Below are 25,807 nucleotides of genomic sequence, written 5' to 3'. Positions count from 1 at the left end.
ACCATAAAAAACGCACCCTAAGGTGCGTTTCTAACAGATAAAAGTGCGACTAGATCTTAAAGTGGCTCACGGCACTGACCAGATATTCGGCGCGGGATTTAAGTTCATCCGAAGCCGACGCATTGGCATCGGCAGCCCGGGAAGAATCCTCAGCAATATCACGGATAACGACCACGTTCTTATTCACTTCGGCGGCAACCATGCTCTGCTCTTCAATCGCTGCGGCAATCTGTGTGCTCATATCCATAATATTATGCACATCGGTATTGATAAGCTTCAGCAATTCTCCCGCCGCTGCGGCCTGCTCGGCACTCTCGGCACCTTGCTTTTGGCTCGCATCCATTAATTGCACTATGGCGCGGGTTCGACTTTGCAAGGTTTGAATAATGTTGGCAATTTCCTGAGTCGATGATTGAGTTCGCATCGCCAGACTACGCACTTCGTCGGCAACCACGGCAAAACCACGGCCTTGTTCACCCGCGCGAGCTGCTTCAATCGCCGCATTGAGTGCCAGTAAGTTGGTTTGCTCCGCAATGCCACGGATCACATCGAGCACACTACCAATGGTTTCACTATCACGCTCGAGCTCATCCACCACAGAGGCGCTGCTGTTAATCTGATCTGACAATTGTCTGATCTTAAGAATGGTTTGCTCAACCTCTGTTTGCCCTAATTGGGCATTCTCATGGGTTTTACCCGCTTTGAGGGCCGCAAGCTCGGTAGTTTTAGCAATTTCATCAATGGTCGCGCCCATTTCAGTAATCGCCGTCGCCACCATATCGGTTTCATTAAGCTGCTGGGCAACGCCTTCGGAGGCGAGCATTGCGTTCTCTGACACACTCTTACAGGAAGTGTTGATTGTCGCAACCGACTCAATAACCTGCTCGATAAGCTGCTGGAAGCTTCCCACCATGCTATTGAAATGCTGTGCAATTTCGCCCAATTCATCTTGGGTTGAGGCATCGCATCTAAGGGTTAAATCCTTACTGACTTCGATACGCGAGATGACCTGAGTAATACGCTCGACCGGGGTAATAATGCTGCGGATGATGAGGTAGGTAATCACAGCAAGGATCAAGGCGATAATAACAAAGACCAAAATCCCGATATTCACACTGCTGCTTTGAGTATCATCGATGGCTTTTAACGCAAGATTATGCAGCTCGTCAGCACTGACTTCGGTCAACTTATTGGCTGCGATCAATTTCGCCATGGTGCCATCTTTTTCACTGAGTCCAAGCTGCTGCTCTTTGTTGACTAAGCTTTTAAAATCCTTTTGATATTGCTCAATTAAGGCCGCAATTTTATTTTGAGTATCCGTGTCTAAACTCGATACCCTTAGGCTAGCGTTGAACTTGGCGATGTTAGCGTCGAAGGTCTCAACGTAGCTCATCTCGCGGCGCAGCATAAAGTCTTTTTCGTTGCGGCGTAACTGCAACATAGCGACTTCGAGGGGTAACTGGTCGTATTCCTTCAGCATGGACTCGACATTATGCACAGCCGTTCTTAGGGTGCCGTAGAGACCCGTTTTAGGCGTTAAACCAATTTCTTGCTGAAGCTGCACCACTTCATTGAAGGCGACCTGGTACTGATTTAGGTTACGATCAAAGCTTTCGAGTGACGTAGTAGAAACTTGGTATTTTTTAAAAATACTCTCAAGACTCGGGACTAGCTGGTCAATCTTGGCATGTACCTCACTATGCTGTTGAACATACTGCATATCTTTACGACCAAAGAAATCCTTCTCATTTTTACGCAGTAGCAATACGTCTCGTTCTAGCTCGAGAACGGTTTGCGCGGCGTGGGAGAGTTCCGACTCAACCGAATTAGAATGAAGCTGCAATCCAAACATGGCAATCAAGGCCGTAACGGATACAGCGGCACTGAGTAACAACTTTGAGCGGATTAACATAAAAAGCCCCTAATAAATAACATCTCTTAAAAAGATAGCTGGGAGTTAGGCCTTTAACAGCAAAATATCCCTGATATACAAAGTTTATCTTTTATTTATTGTGCACTGGTCAAGCAATGCTCCTCTTCACACCATCACCATGAACTGCAACACCAGTATTAGGCTTAATATCACGAATGATTTATCCTGCTGTATTAGCGATTACACCTGAATACCATTTGGTATAAAATTAATAACTTCAAAAAGTTAGCATCAAAAAACCTAACTAATTTTACTACAACTAACAAAAGAGTTACTCAATATTTAAAAAATAAACCGACTATTTTTTTATTGGATACAAACCTTTTCGGCTTTTCATAGCGTCCAATCAATAACCATTCACCTAGATGACAGGAAAATACAGTGACGGCAGGGAGACTCCCACTCAACGATGCAATGTCAGAATTTGACCTCATCACCTTGGCCTGCCAAGGCAATAGAGCCGCATTTAAGCAACTGTATTTACAGCATCATCCAAGGGTATATGCCCTATCACTGCGCTTATCAGGCCAAGCCTCGCAGGCGGAAGAAATCACCCAAGAGTGCTTTATTCTGGTCTGGCAGAAATTGCCGCAGTTTAGGGGAGAGAGCCAATTTTCCACTTGGTTACACAGCATTTGTGTGAATCAGGCACTGAGCTTTATCCGTAAGCAAAAGTCATTTTGGGCACGTTTTATCCCGATGGAGAGTGACGATGAACATTCAAGCGCAGATGAGCATTATCAAGGGTTAGACAAGTTGATCCTCAAATTGCCAGAGCGGGCGCGTATCGTGTTTGTGCTCTGCGCCATTGAAGGTTATCAACATGAAGAAATTGCGCAATTACTTGGTATTGCCGTGGGAACCAGCAAGACCCAGTACCACAGAGCCAAGCAATTACTACAGGAGATGCTGTAATGTCCTTATCTAACGATCCCCGCGAGGCCAAGCTCCAGCAGTTGATTGATGATGCCCCCAAAGCATTAACTCCCGAACGGGATCTTTGGCAAGGCATCGAAAAACGTATGGATAAGCCATTGGCGTCGCAAACGGCGAGTCGCCAAGCGCCGCGACTGCAAGGCGTGCAATGGGCGATTGCCGCAACTGTAGTGCTAGCGGTGTTCTTCGGTTTTTACACTCAAGCTCCGGTAAACACGTTGCTCCCTGAACAAATCGTCAGCCAACCGGCGGATGATGAACAAGCGCTGCACACGCTGCTAAGCCAAATTGCCCAGACACATCAAGCCCAAGTGACGAGCCTCGAACAAACCCCGACGGTTGTGGCTTGGCAAACCAGTCGATTTGGCGCGCCATTAGAGCAAGGCTTAGCGGAATTACGCCGTGCCGGCGAACAGATTTATCAAGCGTTACAAGCTAATCCAACCGACAAACAACTTTGGCAACTCTGGCTTTGGGTGCAACAACGTGAACTCGATTTGCTACAGCAAGGCCAAAAACTTCCGATTCAAAACTCAACACAAGGAAATAGCATATGAGCCATTTTACCCTCACGAAAACCAGTCTCTTAGTGTCGACGCTTTATCTTGGCCTTATGGGCAGTGTGTTCGCCGCTGAAAGTGTGGACAAACAGTTGCCGATGAGCAGCGATACCCTGCTGCAAATCAAAGTCCAACGGGGCGAAGTGCAAATTCAAAGCTGGGATAAAAATGAAGTCAGCGTGACGGGTACTCTCGATGAGTTGAGCGAAGGCTTTGTCTTCGAGCAGAAAGGTAACAACCTGAATATCGAAGATAAAATGCCACGTCACTATAACGGCAGCGACAATAACGGCTCAAAACTCACCATTAAGGTTCCTAAAACCGTCAAACTGAACGCCGATACGATTTCAGCCAATCTGCAAATCAGCCAGACTCAAGGCGAGCTGGAGCTAAATACCGTTAGCGGTAATATCACCGCCGAAGCACTGGACGGCACACCGACATTGCACACTGTGTCTGGCGATATCACCACTAAGGGGTTAGCAGGTAAAGTAATGTTAGATACCGTCTCCGGTGAGATTAAAGACACCCAAAGCAAAGGCGAAATCAAATACCGTTTAGTGAGCGGCGATCTCGACAGCCAAACCTTAGCCGATAAAGTGAAAGTCGAGCAGGTTTCGGGGGAAATCAAAGCCGACTTAAATACCGCCAAAGAAGTCAATGTCCGCACCGTGAGCGGCGACACTCAAGTGTCACTGGCAAAAAGCTTCGATAAAGCCAATCTAGAGAGCGTTAGTGGCGATATTATTGTGACATTTGCTGATACACCCGATGCTAATTTCGAGCTCAATGGCGGCCCAGGCGGTAAAATCAAAAATGGCTTGAGCCAAGATGTGCCACAAAGACAAAAATACGTGCCGAATGAATCCTTAAGCTTCCAAACGGGCTCTGGTAGCGCCAGTGTGAAGATGGATACCATTAGCGGTAATCTGATCCTGAAAAAACAATAGCCTTATCAGAAAACGCTAATTAACGATAAAAAATAGCAATAAAAATGCCGCTCATCAGGAGCGGCATTTTTATTAGCCAAACGGTGTTAAATCGAGGCGATTTCTTCGCTCGTCAGATAGCGCCATTCGCCTAGAGCAAGTTCTGCGTCTAATTCAATTTTGCCAATGCTTTCGCGGTGTAAGCCAACCACATGATTGCCTACGGCGGCAAACATCCGCTTCACTTGGTGATACTTGCCTTCGGTAATGGTTAAACGCACCAACTGCGGCTCGATGATTTCAAGCACTGCGGGTTTTGTCAGGCCGTCCTCGTTTCTCAGCTCCACTCCAGCGGCAAAGACGCCAATCAGACTCTCATCCACAGGATCGGCTAACGTCACTAAGTAACGCTTGCCACAGTCTTTTTTCGGCGAGGTGATCCGATGCGACCATTGACCATCGCTCGTGATCAACACAAGGCCCGTGGTATCGGCATCTAAACGGCCGGCAATGTGTAAGGTTTCGGGCTTTTCGATATCCAGCAGGCACAATACCGAAGGGTAGACTTCATCTATGGTCGAGCAAATCGTATCCACGGGCTTATTGAGCATCAGGTAACGCTGACCGACGAGGGAGATAGGCTCACCTTCGAGGCACACTTGCATCCCCTCGAGCACTTTAAAGCCAGCATCTTTAATCACAACCCCATCACAGGTGATGTCACCACGGTGCAGGGCTTTTTTCGCTAAAGAACGGGTAAGCGAGGTACTTTCACAGATAAATTTGTCTAAACGCACGGGACGACTCAACTTCAATAAATGAAAACCGCCGTATTATGAGGCCCAACGAACGAAAGGGCAAAGCCTAGCCAATCAAATTACCCAAACGCGTGCTCGATTACGCAATGCAAACCTAAGTGCTTACTTACTTGACAGAGCTTGCGTACGGTATGTTTGGCGGTTTTTAGGCCAAATTCAACCATGGTAATTTTTAGTTACAACTGATGGATAATAAATCCGGCTGAAAAAGTGTAATCACCTTGTTTAGATTCCCACTAAAGCATTAACATACGTAGCGTTGCGCCTGAAGCAATCCCATTTTGCAGCCAAACAGACCCAGAGATGGGCACAATAACAAATTCGAAGGAAACGACATGAGAAAAGTACTCATTGGGGGACTGTGTGCCTCACTCATCGCGGGCCTCACTGCCTGTAATGACAAACCCGCTGAAGTTAAAGCGCCAGAAACCACTAAAACCGCCACTGCTGCCGCTGTGACTAAAGCATTAGGTTCAGGTATCGAATTTGAAAACTTCGATAAATCAGTGCGTCCACAGGACGACTTCTATGAATATGTTAACGGCGCTTGGCTGAAGAAAGCCGAGATCCCAGCCGATCGCACTAGCATTGGTGCCTTCTACGATCTGCGTGAAAAATCCCGTGATGACGTTAAAGCCATTATCGAAGAAGTCGCTGCAACGCCAAATCTGGTCGAAGGCACTGACGAGCAAAAAGTGGCTGACCTTTACCGTTCATTTATGGACACAGCAACGCTAAACAAACTGGGCGTGACGCCACTGAAAGGCGAATTTGATGCTATCAACGCCTTAAAAGACAAAAACGAGCTGGTGAAATACTTCGCCCACAGCCAAATCATGGGCTCCGGTACGCCAATGGCTTTCTACATCGATATCGATGCAAAAAACTCTAGCCGTTACGCGACTCACCTGTATCAATACGGCCTAAGCCTGCCAGAAAAAGACTACTACTTTAACGAGTCAGAGCGTTTCGTTAATATTCGTAAGGCTTACCTTGCCCATATCGAAAAAATGTTTACTCTAGCCGGCCTTGCTAATCCAAAAGCCAGCGCAGAATCTATCCTCGCACTCGAAACTGCGATTGCCTCTAAACATTGGGATGTGGTTGAAACCCGCGACAGCACTAAATCCTATAACCTGTACCAAGTTAAAGATCTGCCAAGCTTAGCGCCAGATATCGACTGGACAGGCTACTTAACGACATTAGGTGCTGACAAGCAAACCGACATTATCGTTAACCAACCAAGCTATATCCAAGGCCTGAACGAAGTCCTCAAAACGACCGAACTGGCCACTTGGAAAACCTACATGCAATGGCAAGTGCTGACCCACGCGGCAAGCAACTTGAGCGAAGAGTTAGACAACGAGAACTTTGCCTTCTTCTCTAAAACCCTGAACGGACAAGAAGAACAAGAGCCACGTTGGAAGCGCGGTGTTGCGGCAGTCAACGGCGTATTAGGTGAAGTAGTGGGTAAAGTGTACGTGAAGCGTCACTTCGCACCAGAAGCCAAAGAACGCATGCAAGCATTGGTTGAAAACCTGCGCGGCGCCTACGGCGACAGCATCAAAGATCTGACTTGGATGAGCGATACAACTAAGCAAGCTGCTGCCGAAAAATTAGCAAAATTCAACCCGAAAATTGGTTATCCAAACAAGTGGGAAGATTACAGCAAGCTGACCATCAAAGCCGATGATTTGATTGGTAACGCGGTTCGCGCAAGCGAAGTTGAGCACGCTAAGTCACTGGCTAAGTTAGGCGCGCCAATCGATAAAGACGAGTGGCACATGACCCCACAAACGGTTAACGCTTACTACAACCCAACCATGAACGAAATCGTGTTCCCTGCTGCCATTCTGCAACCACCTTTCTTCAACATGGAAGCGGATGATGCCGTCAACTACGGTGGTATCGGTGCGGTTATCGGTCACGAAATGGGCCATGGTTTCGACGACCAAGGCGCTAAGTTCGACGGCGAAGGCAATATGCGTGACTGGTGGACAGAGAAAGACTTAGAAGAATTCTCAGCCCGTGGTAAGGCGCTGATCGCACAATACGATGGTTACTATGTGTTTGACGATCTGCACGTGAACGGCAGCCTGACCTTAGGCGAAAACATCGGTGATTTATCGGGTGTGACTATCGCTTACCGTGCGTACAAAAAGTCGCTAAATGGTAAAGAAGCACCGGTTATCGACGGTCTGACTGGCGACCAACGTTTCTTCATCGGCTTCACGCAAATTTGGCGTGCAAAAGCCAAAGAAGAAGCCCTGCGTAACCGCGTAGCGACAGATCCACACTCACCTGCGGAATTCCGTGCACTGGGTGCGCTATCTAACATGCCTGAGTTCTACACCACCTATGATGTGAAACCAGGTGATGCCATGTATATAGCGCCAGAGAAACGCGTAAAAATTTGGTAATCCCAAATTAATTCAAGACAGTAGTAAACTGACCCAATAGCGCCGCTCACAAGAGCGGCGCTATTTTTTAGGCGCGAAAAATGTGAACTTAATACCAATCACATTAAATATCTAATCAGTTCAGAGCCTCACAGGCATCTCAATCCAAGGCGCATTGACGCAGAAATGGTTATTCCCTTTTAAGTCAATGTAACACGGGAGTGAGATGCCTGTGAGGCTCCCGCAGGGCGGGGTTGAACGTGCTTTATACTGCGTTTAAGGCTTTCGACAGAGCGCCACTATGCCTTCAAGCCTTCGCCTTGTCTAAAGCCCGTTTAACTCCCGCTGAATGAACAGATATTTAATACGATTGGTATAAACCAAACATGAACAAGTCTTCATCATTGATTCAGCTTTAATTAAGCCACTCCAGCCTATGGTATCCCTGTGATGTGTATCACTCCCATAAGGAAGTAGGCCGTTATGAATAAGTTATTTCGTACCTTTTTTATCTTTCTACTCTTATTATCGACCCGCACAGGCGTAGCCAATCCTTTAGATATCAATGACAGCAGAGCCGAACGCGGTAATTACAGTGCAAGACAGGCTCAAAGCCATGATCTGCATGGTCTTTATGCGCTAAACACTCAAACCTTCGACACCCCACGTCAAGCTTCGGCCTGTTTAGACAACTTATATTCCAATGCCCACGCGGCCCAAAATGAACTCGCAAGCCTGTTGCAGACAGTGGCTGCCAGTTCACAGGCGCAGGTGATTTTGCCTGATGTGAAAAGTTATCAACGCGCCGCCGAGAAGGTCGCCACCAAATTTAATGGGGATGCAAGCCAGATCACCGACCTTGCCCGCGCCAGCATCGTCAGTAACAGTATCTCCGAGCTGATGCAAAGCTATTACACCTTAAGCGAGCAAGCTCAGGTCGTGAAACAGAAAAACCGTTTCGCCGAGCCTAAAGCCTCAGGTTATCGCGACCTTAACTTACTGGTACGTTTGCCAGAAAGCGGCATGATTGCCGAGGTCCAATTACACCTTAAGGATATTGCCGACATTAAAAGCGGCCCAGAACACAAGGTTTACGAACAGGTTCAACAGATTGAGGCGAACGCGATCAAACAGCAACGGGGGTTAAGTGAGTTTGAAACCGCGCAGATCGCTAAACTGCGCCAAGAATCACATAAGCTGTATCACAAAGCTTGGCTTAACTATAAACGCGTCGATGAGGGATTGCTGCTCACTAACTCAGTTGCTTAATCACCCATTTGCTTAATCGCTTTACCGTTTACCTCTGTACCACTTCCACTGTTGCGCTGGCTATTTGTGAAAACAGATGCCAGCGCTTTTTTTTTACGGAGTCACACCTGACTCAACCCGAAGCGTCACTGCTGCAAATACGCAAACTAAAGCCGAACTATCCCTACTACAAGCTCACTGCCCTTCCCTCGCATCCAGCCTTGTTTCCCTATATAATCCCGCGCCATAAGGCGACCCTTAAGGAAATTCCATGCACGACATTATTGAGCAACTCCAAGAACGCAGCGAAACCGTGCCTGTGCCACTCGAGTTACCGACATTCGAGCAGTTAGTGGAGGTTGAGGAACAGATTTTGATCCCGCTGCCACGGGAATTAAAGGAATACTTACTCCATGCCAGTGATGTGATTTATGGCGCGATTGAGCCTGTGACTGCAGCCGATCCCTATTCACACACCTATTTACCCGAAGTCACCTGCTATGCTTGGTCAATCGGCTTGCCAAGGGACTTAATCGCCATCTGCCAATTGGGCGATGACTTTTACTGTATCGATCAGGATGGCCAAGTTCACTTCTGGCAAAACGGTGACTTTACCGATACTTATTGGGAATCCTTCTGGGAATGGGTCGAAGATATTTGGCTTAAAAACAGATACTGATTTTACCGAGATTTTATTTTTATCAACTTGAGAACCGCATTATGTCTAAAAATATTGGCTTGAACGCCATCGAAATGAGCTACTTACGCCAATCACTCAGCCTCAGTGCGGCTCAAGTAGGACAACTGACCAACCACAGCGAAGCCGATGTATTAGCCTGGGAAAATGCTGAAACACAGGCCCCTGAACTGGCACAGAAAAAGCTGCTAGATCTCGATGATATTATCGAGATGCAAGTACTGAATACCACTGACGGCATCGAAGCCTTATTCAAGAAAGAGCCTAAGCGTCACCTAGCCTTCGTGGTGTATCCAACTCAAGCCGTTTACACCCAATATAATCCTGAATTTTTAAGCTCGCTGCCGTTGACTGAGCTATACAATACGGCGGCATGGCGCATTAAGAAAGAATGTAAACTGGTGCTCGAAGTGGATGTTAGCTTAGTCAATCTCGATGTCGAAGCCTACAAGGCATTCCGTGAGCAAAATGGGTTAAGCGAAAGCCGTGAAAGCCGCGCCAAATGGGCGGCGACTCAGCTATAAACGCTAAACGACTTAAGCAAAAAGGGCAGAAGTAAATCTTCTGCCCTTTTGTTTTTTATCGCTTTGCGCCAATTACGCCTGCGCTGCGTTGGCGACGGCTTCCATTTTGGCGAGTGCCGATTTACGCGAAGGACGCGCCGCAATTCTATCGCGATACGCCGCCAATTTAGGCGGGATCTGCTGCTCAAATAAGGTGCCCCACATCAGTGTATGCGCCAGCAGAATATCGGCAACCGATAAGGTGTCACCGAGTAAAAAGTCACTATCGGGCAGCATAGCTTCGGCCAAGGCCGCCGCCTTATCAAACTCCCACACAGCGCAAGGCATGATAGAAGGATGACGCTGCGCTTCCGGCAGCGCGAATTTATGCTTGCCTAGGGTCCATAGAGGCTGCTCGAGTTCGGTAATAATAAAACTCACCCATTGATGATGCAGACCCGATGCTGCACTGCCAGCTTCAGGTAACAAGTTGCCAAACTTCTCCGCCAGATACAGGCAAATGGCCGCAGACTCAGACAATACAAGATTATCGTCGGTTAACACTGGCACTTTGCCGCAGGGATTGAGCGCTAAGAACGCGGCGCTACGGTGCTCGCCCTTATTCATATCCACAAACGAAAAGGCCCATTCGGCGCCTAACTCTTCTAACACCCAAGCGACTCGTAATGCACGGCTGCGGGGCATGCCATATAAGGTGATCATATTAACGTCCTTTTAGTGATGACTGATTAACGAGAACGAAGATACACTGTGTTACGGCAGAGTAAAATACAAAAACGGCGCCGAAGCGCCGTTTCCAATGACTCAACCAATGACTCGTTAGAAGTTCATTGTCAGTTTGGTGTAGATATAACGTCCCATTGGGTTGTGTACAGAAATCACATAACCATAGAGGTCGGTATCACCGTCACCAATCGCAAACGGTGGCTCTTCATCGAACACGTTGTTCACGCCTAATGTCAGCTTAAACATCTCGTTGAAACGGTAACTGCCTGACATATCAACTAATAACTGTGCATCAACCATACGAGACTTGTTAGTTTCGAAGTCTAACACGCCGTCAAAGTCGATATCTGGAGTATCTTCGAACTCACCGATGTAGCTCAAGTTTACGTTGGCGGCGAAGTTATCCATGGTCCAATTCGTGGTGAGTAACCAGCGATGTTGTGGGAACTTGTACTCGCCAGTGTAATCGAGACCGTCTTTTTCGAAGTTATGTAGGTAGCTGTACTCTAGGCCAAACTTCAAATCACCAAAGCTATCTAGCTCAAGACCATAGTGGGTTGACAGGTCAACACCCTGCACATCCTGCGAGCTTAAGTTGATAAAGCTTGAGTGAATAATGCTGATAGGACCTAAGGTCTGACCCGCTTGCGGTGCTAAACGCTCACACACTGTGCTGTTTTGATCGTTACAGTTTGCGGTGTAGATATCGCCCAATGGCTGCTTATCGATCTTGTTATCTTGAGTGATGCTGTAAACATCGAACCCGATATCAAACTTCTGGCTTGGCGCCCAGATAAGTCCAAGGTTCCATGTTTCTGACTCTTCGGCATCCAACTCAGAGTTACCCTGGAATTCAGTGTTGTAGTCGAGCGCTTCACAATCCACACCATCGGCGGCGCAGCGATAAGTATCGATAAAGAAGCTACTTTCGCGTGATGGGCCTAAACCGATTTGTGCTAATGAAGGCGCGCGAAAACCCGTTGACCAAGAACCACGGCTCGTCAGCTCATCGGTGATGCCCCATTGGAACGCCACTTTAGGGTTAGTGGTTGAACCAAAATCGCTGTAGTGGTCGTAGCGACCCGCGAGTTGCAGCTCAAAGTTATCCGTGACAGGAATAGAGAACTCCACATAACCTGCGTATTGGTCACGGGAGGCCGCAGCAGAAACCGCTTCGGTACCGAAAATCAGCCCTCGTTGGAACTGTTCATCTGGTACGTCGCTGACACTTTCTTCACGGTATTCCACACCCGCCGCCATCATAATATCGCGGTCCGCCAGCGTGAACGCTTGGCCCGAAATGTTTGCCGCGTAAGACGTCATGCTCGATAAACCTTGGCGAACTAGGCTAGTGGTAATCGCATCGATCACATCCTGCGAGTTCATGGTGCCGCCAAAGGGATTGTAGCGACCCGCATCAATTTCGGCTTGCAGGTAATCGGTTCTGACCCAACCTTGAGTACGATCGCCCGTTTGAGTCGATTCACTGCGGCCGCGTTGTACCGAGGCTTCCCAATCCCACTCTTTAATCGTGCCACGTAAACCCGCGACTAAACGCAGGGTGTCGGACTCGATATCCCAACGACGTGCGCCCGCATCCACAGTACGGAAACGACCGATTTCAATATCTTTGCCCCAAGGATTATTTGGGTGAGTGCCAGGCACTGTTAAGGCAGCATCTTCATCCAAAGGTGTTGGCGCACCACCCGCAATTGAAGAGTTATGTTGCGCGGCTAACTCGAGGAACGCGGTTAAATCGTCATTGAAATGGTAATCGAATTGACCAATAGCCCCGATACGCTCAGCCTCAGGGATCACTAAGTTGTATGGGCCATAGTCAAATAAACAGCTGCCGCTGGCCGTTGCACGATCGGGCGGACAGGATGGGTCGATGGTCTTCACACCATCGACATAAAAATAACCGGGGAAACCGCGTGAGGAGCGGAAATCTTCACCACCGTAAGGGCTTTGATCGGCTGTGCCAAAACGGCCCAAATCGGTTGCCGCTAAGGTATCGTTTTTAAAATAATCGAGAATAACCGACGCGCTACCCTTTTCGGACTTGACGCCCCAAACGACGCTTGCCGTGGTTTCATCGTAACCCGTACCTGGGGTATCGCCGTAACCTAAGTTAACCTCAATCCCTTCGATGTCTTTTTTCAAGACGATGTTAACTACGCCTGCAATCGCATCGGAACCGTAAATCGCCGATGCACCATCTTTCAGAATATCAATGCGTTCAATCGCCGAAACCGGAATGTTGTTAATGTCGACGAAGGAGTTAGTGATACCTTCGGCAAAGGCACTTGCCGCAACACGGCGACCGTTAATCAATACCAGAGTGGCGTCAGGGCCTAAGCCACGCAAACTGATTGAAGCACCACCGTTTGCGGTCGAGTCTTGGCTGTTCCCACGGGTAGAGAAAGCGCCAGCACCGTTGGCAGGCATACGTTCGAGTAACTGCTGCAGGTTGTCAAAACCCATGTTGGCAATATCTTCTTTGCCAATGGATTGAATGGGTGACGGTCCCTCGATATCAGTGCGCTTAATACGAGAGCCCGTTACTTCAATGCGTTCAACTTTGTCAGCGCCGTTATCGGCTGCATAGCTAATACTCGGGGCAAATGCCATTGCGATCGCAATAGCACAAGCACTGGGTAGAATCTGAGGTCTTTTCATTTACATCCCCTAATCTTCATTCGTTAAATTTATTTTACTTTTATTAAACTAATTTTTAACACAACCAAGGTAATCGGTTGTAAAACAAAGTCAATGGGGGACTGTAAAAAGTTAAACTTTTGTTACCAATAAAAACCATGTATTTTCCTGCTGAGATCTCTCAAGATAGCGAAATGGAACATTGGCATTGAGGAAGAACATGCAAGAACAAACAATTCATGAAGCCCAATTTGAAGATAATTTAGGTTTGTACTGGTTACTCTCAGGGGCCGCTTACTTCACCTTAAGTATTGTTGGTATTCCCTTGTTATTACTTTGGTTTCCTATTGGGTTATGGGGGACTCGCCGCTACATCAGCAATATGAGTGCACGCTTAACCAGCAAAAAGCTGATCGTGCGCAGAGGCATATTAACTCGCACAGAAAATACGGTTCCCTTAGATAAAATTACCGATATCGCCCTCATTCAGGGGCCGATTATGCGCATGATGGGATTACATAAACTCACGGTAGAAACTGCGGGACAATCGGGCGCGGGCGCCTTAATTAGTCTGGTTGGCATAGTCAACGCCCCCGATTTTAGGGCGCAGATTTTGGAGCAAAAAGAACGCTTAAGTGAGGCACATACCACCAGCGAGACGAGCGCTCCCACAGAAGATAAAGCAATGTTGACTCAACTTGTGGAAATGACGGCAAGCTTAAAACGCATCGAAGCCCTACTCGCCGCCAAATACAATTCTTAACAGTTAACATCGCGACTTAACGGCTTAGATAGCTCAGTATCGAGCAAACCATTTCCAACGGATAAGGAAACACCCTGCGTATTATGGCGACTTCTCAAGTAAAACCTCTCCCCATGAATTGGACAGCCCAACTGGCCCTCGGCATAAAAGCCATGGGACCCGGTGTGTTAATGGCCGCCGCCGCGATTGGGGCTTCACATTTAGTGTCATCCACCCGCTCTGGCGCAGAATTTGGCTGGCAACTCGCCTGGGTGATTCTGGGAGTAAACTTGCTGAAATACCCCTTCTTTGCCGCGGGTGCACGTTACACCGCCGCCACGGGAGAAAGCCTGCTGCATGGTTATCTTAAACAGGGCCGAGGTTATCTGTGGTTATTCACTGGACTTAATGTGATAGCCTCTATTGCGAGTACCGCTGGGGTCTGCATGTTAACCGCCGCCATGCTCACCCAGTTTATCCCCTTACCTATTGATGTGTTGGCGTTATTGGTGCTGATAAGTTCGTTGTTGTTATTGATTTTAGGGCACTATTCATTGTTGGACAGGCTGACGAAGATCATCATGTTCGCCCTGACGCTCACCACCTTAATCGCCGTCGCCTTGGCATTGGATCATGTAAAACCGCTAGAAAGCCAGTTTGTCTCCCCCTCACCTTGGCAGTGGGCCCATGTGGGATTCTTGGTCGCCATGATGGGCTGGATGCCTGCACCTATTGAAGTCAGCGCATGGAATTCGTTGTGGTTATTGGAAAAACAAAAGACATCACCCGTTACTCCCGCCCAAGCTATCTTAGACTTCAACTTAGGTTATCTAGTCACCGCTCTGTTAGCCGTGGTCTTTTTGGCCTTAGGTGCGCTGGTGATGCATGGCAGTGGTGAGCACTTTTCCGACTCTGGCGCCAAATTTGCGAACCAATTAATCAACTTATATAGCCAAGTCATGGGTGGTGAAAGCCGCTATTTGATTGGCATAGTGGCGTTTTTATGTATTTTCAGCACCACTGTCACTGTCATCGATGGCTATAGCCGAACCTTGAACATGGGCTGGCAACTGCTCTCTAAAACCACAGTAACCGACGCGCAATCGGACAAACGCCTGACGGGCATCATGCTCAGCGTAAGCGCATTAGGGTTAATGCTCATCCTGTTTTTCAAGGGCGCCCTACTGCCACTGTTGGAGTTTGTGATGATTTTAGCCTTTATGACTACAGTAGTTTTTGCATGGCTCAACTATCGCTTAATGACTAGCACCCAACTGCCAGAGGCTCATCGTTATGGCATAAAAATGAAAGGCCTCTCTTGGATAGGATTAAGCTATTTGCTTATTTTTGCAGTGCTTTTTATTTACTGGTACCTCGTCATTCAAGCTTAATCTAACCCACAGCCGCTATGCAGGAGAGCATTTCGCTCACAGTAACGGTGCGAGTATTTAGCAGTGAGATAGACTCACCTGCTTTTATGGCGCTTTGGGTATATAATGTCTGCTCTTAAACCAGACAGCGCAGCCGCGCCTAGAGATGACCATGATTAACAATGATATTTTGCGCCGTTTGCGCTTCGTGTTTGATTTCAACAATGCCAAAATGATTAAGATCTTTGCCAAAGTTGGAAGAGAAGTGCCAACCGAAGAGATGATTAGTCTGCTGCGCAAAGAAGAGGAAGAAGGCTATAAGGCCTGTAACGACACGACCCTATGTCAGTTTTTAGATGGTCTTATCATCGAAAAACGCGGTCTACGTGAAGGGGCTGAAATCCCAAAGCCAGTATCAAAATTAAACAATAACTTAATCTTCAAAAAGTTACGTGTTGCCCTAGAAATGCGTGAAGAAGATATTATGGCTACCTTAGCGCTCGCCGAAGTGCAAATGTCTAAGTCTGAGTTAAGCGCACTGTTTCGTAACCCAGATCATAAAAACTTCAAGGCCTGTGGCGACCAGATCCTGCGTAACTTTATCCGTGGCTTATCGCTAAAATACCGCGGCGTATAATCCTGCTGAAATCAATGCCTCGCTAAGATTAGCCTGAAATTTAAAAATCCGAATAACGATGATATTCGGATTTTTTGTTCTAAAGCATCAATCTAGCTCAAAGAATCATCTCAACACGTCCTAGCAAACCTCAAAGGTACCCAATTTAACGGCAATCCCATCATCCACTAACAGTTTGCCCTTACCCCAGACTTTATTAATAGTGAGATCATTGTTTAACAAAACAAAATCAGCATCTTTATCGAGAGCAATGCCCCCTTTACACGTTAACTTGAGATTACGTGCCGCATTGGATGTCACCAACGGGAGGATTTGCTCTAGTGAAAAACCACTTTTAACCAGTGCCAACATGGCGTAAAACAAACTGCTGACTTGCCCCACCTCAACCCCAATACATTCCCCCGCACGATCAAATACGGGCAGGCTGGCATTACCGTCAGAGCTTAAGCTTATTCGGCTCAAATCAACCCCCTGCTCCAGTGCAAATTTAACCGCCGCGGTGACTGACACTTCGCCTTCATTTAAGAAATGTTGGTTGGTCGATGTGGTAAAATCAATGACCCCACCTTTTTTAGCAAATTCAACTCCTTGCTCTAACAGCGGTTGTGAGCGATTGATATGCGTTGGATAAAACTGAGTCAGAGGAATATCCGATTGCTGTGCAACCTGATGTAATAATTTGAGCCCCGATGCGCCATCGCCCACATGAACAAATACAATACCCGCTTTACCACTGAGCATCCCCCCCACTCGACTCTGCGCTGCCACCCGTGCGAGTTCTGCAACTGAAAGTTGCGAGCCTCGGTGATCTGCAATGGCGATCTCGCCAACCCCAATCACATTATCAATCATCATTAAATCTTGAGTGACGTCACCAGTAATGGTTTTAACCGGAAACTCATATGAGCCTGTGTAACAAAAAACGCTAAGGCCTTCATAGGTTAATGCTCGCGCCTTAATCACTAACTCATTTAAACTGCGGCTTACCGCGTCCGTCCCAAGCGCGGCTACTAAGGTGGTCACTCCGGCAAGTGTGGCATCCGTTAATTGCATTTCAGGCGTTCGAGTATGATAGCCCCCCTCACCACCGCCACCAGTAATATGCACTAAAGGATCAACCAAACCAGGAATAAGGATACAGCCATCGGCATCAACTTCTTTGACCCAAGCGGCATTGGGTAATTTAATCCCTTTAGCAATTTGCAGTATGTTCGACCCACAAAATAGGACATCCTGTAGCCCCAGTAATTGTGGAGAGTAGACCAAGGCATTGCGAATTAAAGTTAACATCAGTGATATCCCATAAAAATTGCAAATAAAACCACCGCACTCGCCATAATCGTCAATAAGAGTTGAAAGCGCCAAATCAGCGCGAGCCATTGACCATAAGACAGCTTGGCTACACCTAAACAGCCCATGAGGGAGGCGGATGTAGGGATGACCAAATTGGTTAAACCATCCCCTAATTGAAAACATAAAACCGCGATTTGTCGGCTAATTCCAGCAATATCAGCCAGCGGCGCCATAATAGGCATAGTCAGTGCTGCTTGTCCGGAACCAGATGCGACGAAAAAATTCATCACAGATTGAAACAGATACATCAGCAGTGCCGCAATAGCATCAGGTAAGGAGGCGAGCCATTGACCCGCATAATGCAGCACAGTATTCAAAATGGAAGGCTGCTGCGGATCATCTCCCCCCAGCAGTAACACCACCCCTTTGGCAAAACCGACGATCATGGCAGCCGGGAGTAATTCACTCGCCCCCCGTTGGAACGCCATTGAAATTTGGTTCAAACTGCGTTTGCGCCATAAAACGCTAATTAATCCAACCAGTAAGGCTAAGGTAAAAAATTGGCTGGCAATTTGGGGAATATAATATCCCTTGGCTACCCCCCCCCAAATAACCCACAGGATGACGCCAAACAAGCAAAGCAACACTATGATATCAAAGGAAGAGCATTGAGTGCTTAAGGTGCTTTGCTCAAGTTGCTCTGTTTTAATTAACAAAGGAGTACGATGTTTGTTGGCATAATGCAGAGTAAAAGCCAGTCCTACCGCGGTAAACAAACACCAAATAGCTATTCTAAGTCCCGCACCTGACATTAAAGGTACATCGGCAATCCCTTGGGCAATAGCTACGCTAAAAGGGTTCATCCAAGAGGTGGCAAAACCAATTTGGGTCGACAGATAAGTCACCATCACAACCGTTGCCGCACTGTAACCCAGAGCGTTAAATAGGGGTAATAAGACAATGCAAAATGCAATCGCTTCTTCACTCATGCCATAAACAGCACCGCTCAGTGAGAAAATAACAAAAAGCAACGGGATTAATAATATTTGACTACGTTGTAATTGGTTTATCACGGCCATGATACAGGCGGTAATAGCCCCAGTTTCCATTACCACCCCAAAGGCGCCGCCCACAATAAGAATAAAAGCAACAACCCCAACGGCGGAGCCCATTCTGTCGCCCGAGGTCATACCATCAAAGGCAAAGTTAACTAATCCCGTTTTATCGGTTGAGGAAAACAAACTCACATGGTGGGCAGTATCTTGAGCAATAAAAAATTGCTGTGGGTCAATTCGCTTAACGGTATTTCCCGCAGAGTCTATGATCTCCGTCATCGCGAACCACCCCGCGGGGACAAGGTAGCTGCTGATTGCTGCGAGTAACACAATAAAAAATAAGATAACAAAGGCGTCGGGCATTTGCCGCGCTTGGGGTGATTTCATTGAGGAATACCTTCATCAATAGGATGACAAAGGGCTGGCTTAATCGCGATTAAGCCAGCCCACAGACTGATTAAAACTTGAAGGTGTAACTCATATTCCAGCGACGGCCGAGCCAATCATGTACTGAACTGGCATAACCATTAGTGGGGGATGAAGCATAAGGCGGCTCCTCATCGGTTAAGTTACGCACTGACAACAACAAGCTATGGTGCTCACTTAGCTCATATCCCACGCTAGCGCTAAACGTCAGCCAGCTATCTACGGTTTCATTATCAAACTTAAAATCACCGTCACCTAATGAGCTGATATAGTGTCCTGCGATACTGACGCTCAAATCATTCAGCTGCCAGTCAGTACCGAGATCAATAACGCTTTCAGGGCGAGCAATTTCAGAGGCGCCACTTAAACGACCGAGTAGATCCTCCTTCGGTGTAGAAGGAGTCAATTGCCGCTCAAAGGAGAAGGTTTCGGTACCCGCGAGATAAAAGCTAAACTCGCCGGCCGCATCGGTTTCAAGACGATAGTCCACTTTATAATCTAAACCATCGGTCGATTGGTTACCGACGTTAAAATAACCCGTCCGTAAGAAGCTAATATCTCCTTGGCTATCCACAACACAGCCAAAGTTGTCTCCTAATGCTGCGATACTATCGACAATATTTGCAGGATTTTTAATGCAGGCATCTAAGGTGGTGTTAGCATCAATATCGACAATATCATCGTGATCATAACGCCAATAATCGACAGTAAATTGCAAATTGTCAGTAGCATTCCAAGACATTCCTATATTCAATGCCTCAGATTTTTCAGCCTCTAACCCTTTGTTACCAATGGTTTCTTGATCAAATTCTAGCTCTCCAAACTCAGCACCCGCGACACCGCATAGACTATTGTAGGGTTCGTCAGCGCCGCAATTAATATATTGACTGCTAAGGGAGGTTCCCGCCCCAAGCTGGGAAAGCGATGGCGCCCTGAAACCTGTGCTCCATGAAGCCCTCAGCACCAATTCATCTATTGGGCGATAACGCAGCGATACTTTAGGATTCACATCGCCACCAAAATCACTGTAATGGTCGTAACGTAAAGCTGCGATCAGATCCAAACTCTCAGTGAGTGGAAAATTAAACTCGCCATAGGCAGCATATTGGGTGCGGTCTGCTGCGGCATCACTTGCCCCTAAGCCAATAATCTCGTTATTGACCGCATTAACCGACGGTTTATCGAATATGTCCTCTTTACGGAATTCACCGCCAAATACTGAACTTACAGTACCAGCAGGTAAATTAAATAACTCGCCACTAATATTAAAATCGACAGAAAGCACCTCGGACTCACCCCGTCGAACTCCGGGATCTCTTAGCGCCGCTAGCTCAGCCTCTGTATTATCACGACCTAAATTAAAGGGATTAAATTTCCCCATCGCTACAGCATCGTCCAATAAATTCGCATTCATATAACCAGATATGTTTTTGATTTCATTAGTCGACTTGCCGTAGCTCAGCGCACTTTCCCAGCTCCACTCCGCCAGTTCACCACGCAGGCCCGCAAGTAAACGGTAGCTTTGTGTATCGTATTCCTGAACTCGACGCTCAGGAAAGCGTGTTCTCACCGTGATAAAATCACTGACGCTGCCATCTTTAAGATCAATATCCTTCACATATTGCGGAATAAACGCCGCGTCACCAGCTACATCAACGGTATAGCCCGCAGGTACTTCATATGCTGAGCCCGTATTTTTTTGATACATGCCCTCAGCAAATAGCTCTAAACCATTATCCAATCGATAAATATGATTGAAAGTCGCCCCCGCATTTTCGTAATCAGGCTGAATAGCCCGCTGGATCACATAGTCATAATTACAACGGGTGCCTGCCTTTTGGGTGTCGTTACCACACCAGGTTTCGGCATAATCGCTACCATCAATTGTCATGCGAGTATTCGATTCAAACGTGACGTTGACAGGTCTATCACTGTTAAAAATGGGGTTACGGGTTGCGTAATCTAATACGACAGTGGTATTGCTTTTCTCCGTTGCAAAACCGCCCGCATAGGTCAGATTTTTACGGCTGGCATCATGATCCGAGGTATCGTCACCATATTGAGCGGTCAGCTCATGCCCAACAAAATCCTTACGTAAGATAAAGTTAATCACACCTGCAATCGCATCTGAGCCATAAATAGATGAGGCGCCGTCGGTTAATACATCAATGCGCTCAATCGCAGATAAGGGAATCGCGTTAACGTTAACAAAGGAGTCCGAGCCATTTGAAAATGAATCCACAGCAACCCGTCGACCATTGACGAGCACTAAGGTTGAGCTAGAGCCTAATCCACGCAAACTCACACCAGAGGCTCCCGCAGGAGCGCCATCCGCGCCCCCCACTCCGCCAGTTTCGGAGAAGGTTCCGGCACTCGAAGCCTGAGGTAAATCCTTGAGAAACTCACTGACCGATGCATAACCGCGTTTAGTGATTTCATCCTGACTAAAACTTTGTAAGGGATTTGCCCCTTCCATATCCACGCCCTTAAGGCGAGAACCTGTGACGGCAACCCGTTCAACCTCAGATTCTGTCGCGGGTTGATTTGGCGAACTTTTTTCTAATTCATTTGCAACTGCAACTGCGATAGGTGACAAGGCCAAGCCAAAAATTGTGCATAAAAGTACTGAACTTCTCATGGTAAGCTCCCGAAAATCATCTTATTAGAATTTTGAGACGTGGCTTTGCTGTGCGTGAGTCAATACGCATGGCATTAGTTAATGTTTTACAGAAAGCCTTTCGTCTATCAAATCATTGATAGGGGAGTTAGACAGCAGAACAAAACTCCACTAAACACAAGCGTGTTCAGTAGGTTATTCGTCCCACCATTCGGACAGATACCACGTACGATAGTGATATCGTTGGAAAAGAGTTGCTGCAGAGTTCATGTTATAAAAAACAGTCTTTTGTTATTGACCCGTTAAGAGGCTATCCGTAACATAAGCTCCGAGTCAATACATGGCGCACACTTTTTTATTGAGTGCCACCATGAACCATCCATCATCAAAATACTTACTTTTTAGATCCAAGAAGTTGCTAGCGTTTTGCTGTTTTTTTGGCGTCTTAGTTTCTCCCAACCTCAATGCGTTACCTATTTTACAACCCCAAAAACAAGCTCCTCAGCAGCTACAATTTGACCTGATGCTCGTTGGTGGAGGAATAAAGACCTGTAGTTCAATGTCACCTGAAAATTGCAAAATCAACACCGCATTTTCGCCAACCGCCAAACGTGACATTCGCTATGATTTCAGTCCATTATGGCTAGAGCGGGCTTTGGCTCACCCAAGCCTTGAGATGCTCACTCAAGCACAACAGACCAATCTACGTAATGCCAGCTTAGCAGCAGAAAAATACCCCGCGCTAATTCCCTTAAACGAATTAAAACAGAAGATTGGAAAATTCGATCCAGCGTTACTCAACTCATTGGATGATAAAACGTATTTTGCCCTACTCGATTTACTCGAAGGACAACAGCAAGCGGATGGTTCAAGTAAACAAGAGCAAGTCATACTTGATGCCAGTCGTAGTTCACAGACTATTGAACTTTATCGATTGTTTGTTCAGCAAGCCTTAAAAAAGCGTCAACAAAGGCAACCGACTGCACAGCGGCCATTAATTGCTATCGTTACGGCATCGGCCAGAGATCCCTTTGAGAGTGCTCACTTTTATCTAAGTGTGTTTGAGCAAGCGGGCGCAGAGGTGATTTGGCTACCCATTGACGCTGCTCTGCAAAAGGGAATTGCCACTGGTGAATGTAATATGCTGCCATTGTTCCGTCAGCAACTCCAAGGAAACATTGATAAACAAAGGCTCTATCCTGCAAAGACTCAACGTCAACATGATTACTGCGATAATCCAAACACACTTTACAAGTTTCTTGAACAAATGGATGGATTGTTCCTCAACGGAGGCGATCAAAGTCTAACCCTAAAAGCCTGGCTAACGCCTGAGGGTCAACCAAGTGACGCCTTAACACTGGTTAAAAAGCGCTTTGCTCAGCAACAAATCGTTATCGGCGGCACCAGTGCTGGCACAGCAGTCATGACCCAACATAATATGATTACTGGTGGCACCAGCGAGGGGGCACTCACCTTTGGCACGTATGCAGCAAAGGCGCCAAGTGAACGTTGTGAACTCAATAATTGTGATGGTGCAATTCCAGCTACAGCAGTGACTTACCGACCTGAAGGGGGCTTAGGATTTTTCCCCTTTGGCATTCTCGATACCCACTTTACTGAACGGGATCGCCAGCTACGCTTGCTGATCTTGGCCGCAAATACTGGTACTGAGACGGCGTTTGGAATTGATGAAAACACAGCTTTACTGGTTGATACTAAATCACAAAAACTCACAGTTTCTGGACAACATGGCGTATGGGTTATCGAACAAGTTAAGCAGAAAACCGCACACAGTTTTCACTCTCAAATAAACGCTATATCCCATTATCTCACTAAGGGATCAGTGCTCACTATGGACAAAGAGGGCAATAAAATTGCTGAATTAACAATAAGGAAAACTGCAGTAACAGCCACCTCTAATTCACCCCAAGTAACTAAGCCAGTAGTGAATAATTTTACACAATGGGTGAAGAGTGCATGCTTAGATGAAGAGCAAAACCAAGTCATGGTAAATAAAGCCAGATTAACGATTAAACCTTTGCTAAATGATAGCTGCCAGCTAGCCCAAGGCGCTGTGGGATATCAATCCATCAATTTAGTGCTCGAAATGCAGTGATTCTATTACGCAGCCTAGGCTGCGTTTTTGTTTCAATAAAGCCGTTAAACAGCCATTTACTCGGCAAAAGCATTTACAACAATTTAACAGAAGCCTGTTTTAAACAGTAAGAATTGCCTGTGCTGCAAAAAAAGCCACAAATAGCGCACGACACAGGCAACAAAGATCACATTTCGTGATAACCTTACGTGACCTATAGCACGTCTCAAGCACGTACCGAACCACTTAAACAATAACTCAAAGGTTACCCATGGACGATAATAAACGCCCCCTCTATCTTCCGTTTGCAGGACCTGCCATTCTTGAAGCGCCATTGATTAACAAGGGCAGTGCATTTTCTGAAGAAGAGCGTATTTTCTTTAACCTCGAAGGCTTAGTACCCTATGCCATTGAAACTATTGAAGAACAAGCATCGCGCGCCTACGATCAGTTCAGAAGTTTCAATAACGATCTCGATAAGCACATCTATCTGCGCAACATTCAAGACACCAACGAAACCCTGTTTTATCGTTTAGTGCAAAACCACATCAGCGAAATGATGCCAATTATCTACACCCCGACGGTAGGTTTGGCCTGTGAGCGCTTCTCGAAAAACTATCGCCGAAACCGTGGTCTGTTCATATCCTACCCGAATAAGGACAGAATCGACGACATCCTCAATAACTCGACTCGCCAAAAAGTAAAAATCATCGTTGTGACCGACGGTGAGCGCATCTTAGGCTTAGGCGATCAAGGTATTGGCGGCATGGGGATCCCGATTGGTAAATTGTCACTCTACACCAGCTGTGGTGGGATCAGTCCCGCATACACACTGCCAATTACCTTAGACGTAGGTACCGATAATCCACAGTTGCTGGAAGATCCTATGTACATGGGTTGGCGCCATCCACGTATTGGCGGCGAAGAGTATGCCGAGTTTATCGAAGCCTTTATGCAAGCCGTGCATGTACGTTGGCCAGATACACTGATCCAATTCGAAGACTTTGCCCAAAAGAATGCGATGCCAATCCTTGAGCGTTATAAGGATCGCTACTGCTGCTTTAACGATGACATTCAAGGTACCGCCGCCGTGACTGTGGGTTCATTACTCGCCGCCTGTAAAGCCGCGGGCACTGAGCTGAACAAACAACGCATCGCCTTCTTAGGTGCCGGTAGCGCAGGTTGCGGTATTGCCGAAGCTATCGTTGCACAAATGGTGTCTGAAGGTATCAGCGACGAGCAAGCCCGCAGCCAAGTTTGCATGGTTGACCGTTGGGGCCTGCTGCTCGACAACATGCCTAACCTGTTGTCATTCCAACAAAAATTGGCTCAAAAATGTGCCGATATCAGCAACTGGAATAACTTCAGCGACAATATTTCACTGCTCGATGTGGTCAATAACGCTAAACCAACGGTACTGATTGGCGTATCGGGCGCACCGGGTCTGTTTACCGAAGAAATTGTTCGTGCAATGCATAGCCACTGCGAACGTCCAATTATCTTCCCACTGTCAAACCCCACTAGCCGTGTTGAAGCGACGCCAAAAGACATTCTGCACTGGACGTCTGGCCAAGCCTTAGTGGCAACGGGTAGCCCGTTTGAACCTGTTGTTGTCGATGGCGAAACCTATGAAATCGCGCAATGTAACAACAGCTTTATCTTCCCAGGTATTGGTTTAGGTGTACTCGCCTCGGGTGCTCGCCATGTCTCAGATGCGATGTTAATGGCATCGAGCCGCGCGCTCGCCGAATGCTCACCGTTAGCCATTAATGGCTCAGGACCACTCCTGCCAAAACTGGAAGATATTCACTCAGTGAGTAAGCATATTGCGTTTGCCGTCGGTAAAGTGGCGATTGAACAAGGACTATCCTTGCCTGCGAGTGATGAGCTGCTGATGCAATCTATCGAAGATAATTTCTGGAAGCCAGAGTACCGCCGTTATAAGCGTACGTCTTTCTAATATCAGACATTATTCCAATAAAAAGCCCGTCAATCGACGGGCTTTTTATTGAGTCAATGTCTCGTCCTGAAATACGTTGACATAAAGAGGATTTCTTTATGACAACATCAATTAACTCAAGCAGTAAGCGCACACAACGAGATTACACATTAGCCTTTAAATTAGGCGTTGTAGAGCGTGTTGA

At 47.0% G+C, this 25,807-nt stretch carries 20 protein-coding genes; 13 read left to right on the top strand and 7 right to left on the bottom strand.

Annotated elements, in window-relative coordinates; genetic code table 11:
- Positions 1 to 49: 49 nt before the first annotated feature.
- Entirely contained in the window at positions 50 to 1,912 is a 1,863-nt protein-coding gene (locus CBX96_RS20575) for a methyl-accepting chemotaxis protein (protein WP_109287926.1), read from the bottom strand.
- Positions 1,913 to 2,314: 402 nt separating this feature from the next.
- On the opposite strand from CBX96_RS20575, the gene CBX96_RS20570 reads away from it, so the two are divergent.
- The 3 genes from CBX96_RS20570 to CBX96_RS20560 are packed head-to-tail and all read left to right on the top strand — an operon-like array spanning position 2,315 to position 4,379.
- Positions 2,315 to 2,848 carry an RNA polymerase sigma factor gene (locus CBX96_RS20570; RefSeq protein ID WP_109287925.1) on the top strand — a complete coding sequence of 178 codons (534 nt, stop codon included), beginning with the start codon at positions 2,315 to 2,317 and terminating at the stop codon, positions 2,846 to 2,848.
- Positions 2,848 to 3,426 carry an anti-sigma factor gene (locus CBX96_RS20565; protein WP_109287924.1) on the top strand — a complete coding sequence of 193 codons (579 nt, stop codon included), beginning with the start codon at positions 2,848 to 2,850 and terminating at the stop codon, positions 3,424 to 3,426. The genes CBX96_RS20570 and CBX96_RS20565 overlap by 1 nt, the downstream gene beginning before the upstream one ends.
- Positions 3,423 to 4,379: a DUF4097 family beta strand repeat-containing protein gene (locus CBX96_RS20560; protein ID WP_109287923.1), complete on the top strand. Its 957-nt coding sequence runs from the start codon at positions 3,423 to 3,425 to the stop codon at positions 4,377 to 4,379. The genes CBX96_RS20565 and CBX96_RS20560 overlap by 4 nt, the downstream gene beginning before the upstream one ends.
- 86 nt (positions 4,380 to 4,465) lie before the next feature.
- Here CBX96_RS20560 and rsuA read toward each other — a convergent pair whose 3' ends face one another.
- A complete protein-coding gene (rsuA, locus tag CBX96_RS20555; RefSeq protein ID WP_181382243.1) occupies positions 4,466 to 5,173 on the bottom strand; it encodes a 16S rRNA pseudouridine(516) synthase RsuA in 708 nt (235 codons plus the stop codon).
- A 338-nt stretch (positions 5,174 to 5,511) separates the two neighbouring features.
- Between rsuA and CBX96_RS20550 the strand changes: the two genes are divergently transcribed.
- The 4 genes from CBX96_RS20550 (at position 5,512) to CBX96_RS20535 (ending at position 10,044) form a co-directional block, all read left to right on the top strand.
- Positions 5,512 to 7,596: a M13 family metallopeptidase gene (locus CBX96_RS20550; protein WP_109287921.1), complete on the top strand. Its 2,085-nt coding sequence runs from the start codon at positions 5,512 to 5,514 to the stop codon at positions 7,594 to 7,596.
- A gap of 462 nt (positions 7,597 to 8,058) precedes the next feature.
- Positions 8,059 to 8,844 carry a RelA/SpoT domain-containing protein gene (locus CBX96_RS20545; RefSeq protein ID WP_109287920.1) on the top strand — a complete coding sequence of 262 codons (786 nt, stop codon included), beginning with the start codon at positions 8,059 to 8,061 and terminating at the stop codon, positions 8,842 to 8,844.
- 250 nt (positions 8,845 to 9,094) lie between these two features.
- Positions 9,095 to 9,502 carry an SMI1/KNR4 family protein gene (locus CBX96_RS20540; protein WP_109287919.1) on the top strand — a complete coding sequence of 136 codons (408 nt, stop codon included), beginning with the start codon at positions 9,095 to 9,097 and terminating at the stop codon, positions 9,500 to 9,502.
- Between the two features lie 41 nt (positions 9,503 to 9,543).
- Positions 9,544 to 10,044, top strand: coding sequence for a DUF4447 family protein (locus tag CBX96_RS20535; RefSeq protein WP_011623924.1), 501 nt, complete (start codon positions 9,544 to 9,546; stop codon positions 10,042 to 10,044).
- A gap of 72 nt (positions 10,045 to 10,116) precedes the next feature.
- Here CBX96_RS20535 and CBX96_RS20530 read toward each other — a convergent pair whose 3' ends face one another.
- On the bottom strand, positions 10,117 to 10,746 hold the full coding sequence (locus CBX96_RS20530; protein WP_109287918.1) for a glutathione S-transferase family protein: 630 nt from the start codon (positions 10,744 to 10,746) through the stop codon (positions 10,117 to 10,119).
- Positions 10,747 to 10,863: 117 nt separating this feature from the next.
- Complete coding sequence (locus CBX96_RS20525; protein ID WP_086902017.1) at positions 10,864 to 13,449, bottom strand: TonB-dependent siderophore receptor; 2,586 nt, start codon at positions 13,447 to 13,449, stop codon at positions 10,864 to 10,866.
- Positions 13,450 to 13,648: 199 nt separating this feature from the next.
- Here CBX96_RS20525 and CBX96_RS20520 point away from each other — a divergent pair, with 199 nt between their 5' ends.
- The 3 genes from CBX96_RS20520 (at position 13,649) to CBX96_RS20510 (ending at position 16,177) form a co-directional block, all read left to right on the top strand.
- Positions 13,649 to 14,191 (top strand): PH domain-containing protein, encoded by a 543-nt coding sequence (locus CBX96_RS20520; protein WP_109287917.1) that lies wholly within the window; start codon positions 13,649 to 13,651, stop codon positions 14,189 to 14,191.
- 83 nt (positions 14,192 to 14,274) lie between these two features.
- Positions 14,275 to 15,561: an Nramp family divalent metal transporter gene (locus tag CBX96_RS20515; protein ID WP_109287916.1), complete on the top strand. Its 1,287-nt coding sequence runs from the start codon at positions 14,275 to 14,277 to the stop codon at positions 15,559 to 15,561.
- A gap of 151 nt (positions 15,562 to 15,712) precedes the next feature.
- Positions 15,713 to 16,177, top strand: coding sequence for a DUF1456 family protein (locus tag CBX96_RS20510; protein WP_041412549.1), 465 nt, complete (start codon positions 15,713 to 15,715; stop codon positions 16,175 to 16,177).
- A 120-nt stretch (positions 16,178 to 16,297) separates the two neighbouring features.
- On the opposite strand, the gene iadA is transcribed toward CBX96_RS20510, so the two are convergent.
- The 3 genes from iadA to CBX96_RS20495 form a co-directional block, all read right to left on the bottom strand.
- Positions 16,298 to 17,467, bottom strand: coding sequence for a beta-aspartyl-peptidase (gene iadA, locus CBX96_RS20505; protein WP_109287915.1), 1,170 nt, complete (start codon positions 17,465 to 17,467; stop codon positions 16,298 to 16,300).
- On the bottom strand, positions 17,467 to 18,912 hold the full coding sequence (gene yfcC / locus CBX96_RS20500) for a putative basic amino acid antiporter YfcC (RefSeq protein ID WP_109287914.1): 1,446 nt from the start codon (positions 18,910 to 18,912) through the stop codon (positions 17,467 to 17,469). The genes iadA and yfcC overlap by 1 nt, the downstream gene beginning before the upstream one ends.
- A 70-nt stretch (positions 18,913 to 18,982) precedes the next feature.
- Positions 18,983 to 21,589: a TonB-dependent receptor gene (locus CBX96_RS20495; RefSeq protein WP_109287913.1), complete on the bottom strand. Its 2,607-nt coding sequence runs from the start codon at positions 21,587 to 21,589 to the stop codon at positions 18,983 to 18,985.
- Between the two features lie 538 nt (positions 21,590 to 22,127).
- Between CBX96_RS20495 and CBX96_RS20490 the strand changes: the two genes are divergently transcribed.
- From CBX96_RS20490 to CBX96_RS20480, 3 genes are all read left to right on the top strand, one after another.
- Positions 22,128 to 23,684 carry a cyanophycinase gene (locus tag CBX96_RS20490; protein WP_170919376.1) on the top strand — a complete coding sequence of 519 codons (1,557 nt, stop codon included), beginning with the start codon at positions 22,128 to 22,130 and terminating at the stop codon, positions 23,682 to 23,684.
- A gap of 250 nt (positions 23,685 to 23,934) precedes the next feature.
- The gene (locus tag CBX96_RS20485; protein WP_109287911.1) at positions 23,935 to 25,623 is read left to right on the top strand and encodes an NAD-dependent malic enzyme; all 1,689 of its coding nucleotides are present in this window, start codon (positions 23,935 to 23,937) and stop codon (positions 25,621 to 25,623) included.
- A gap of 98 nt (positions 25,624 to 25,721) precedes the next feature.
- Positions 25,722 to 25,807: valyl-tRNA synthetase (locus CBX96_RS20480; protein ID WP_109287910.1), on the top strand; the 86-nt coding region annotated here is incomplete at its 3' end.

The organism is Shewanella sp. BC20, from assembly GCF_003129585.1.
Classification (GTDB): domain Bacteria; phylum Pseudomonadota; class Gammaproteobacteria; order Enterobacterales; family Shewanellaceae; genus Shewanella; species Shewanella seohaensis.
Note: the sequence above shows the minus strand (reverse complement) of the source record. Positions and strands in the feature narration are given on the sequence as shown.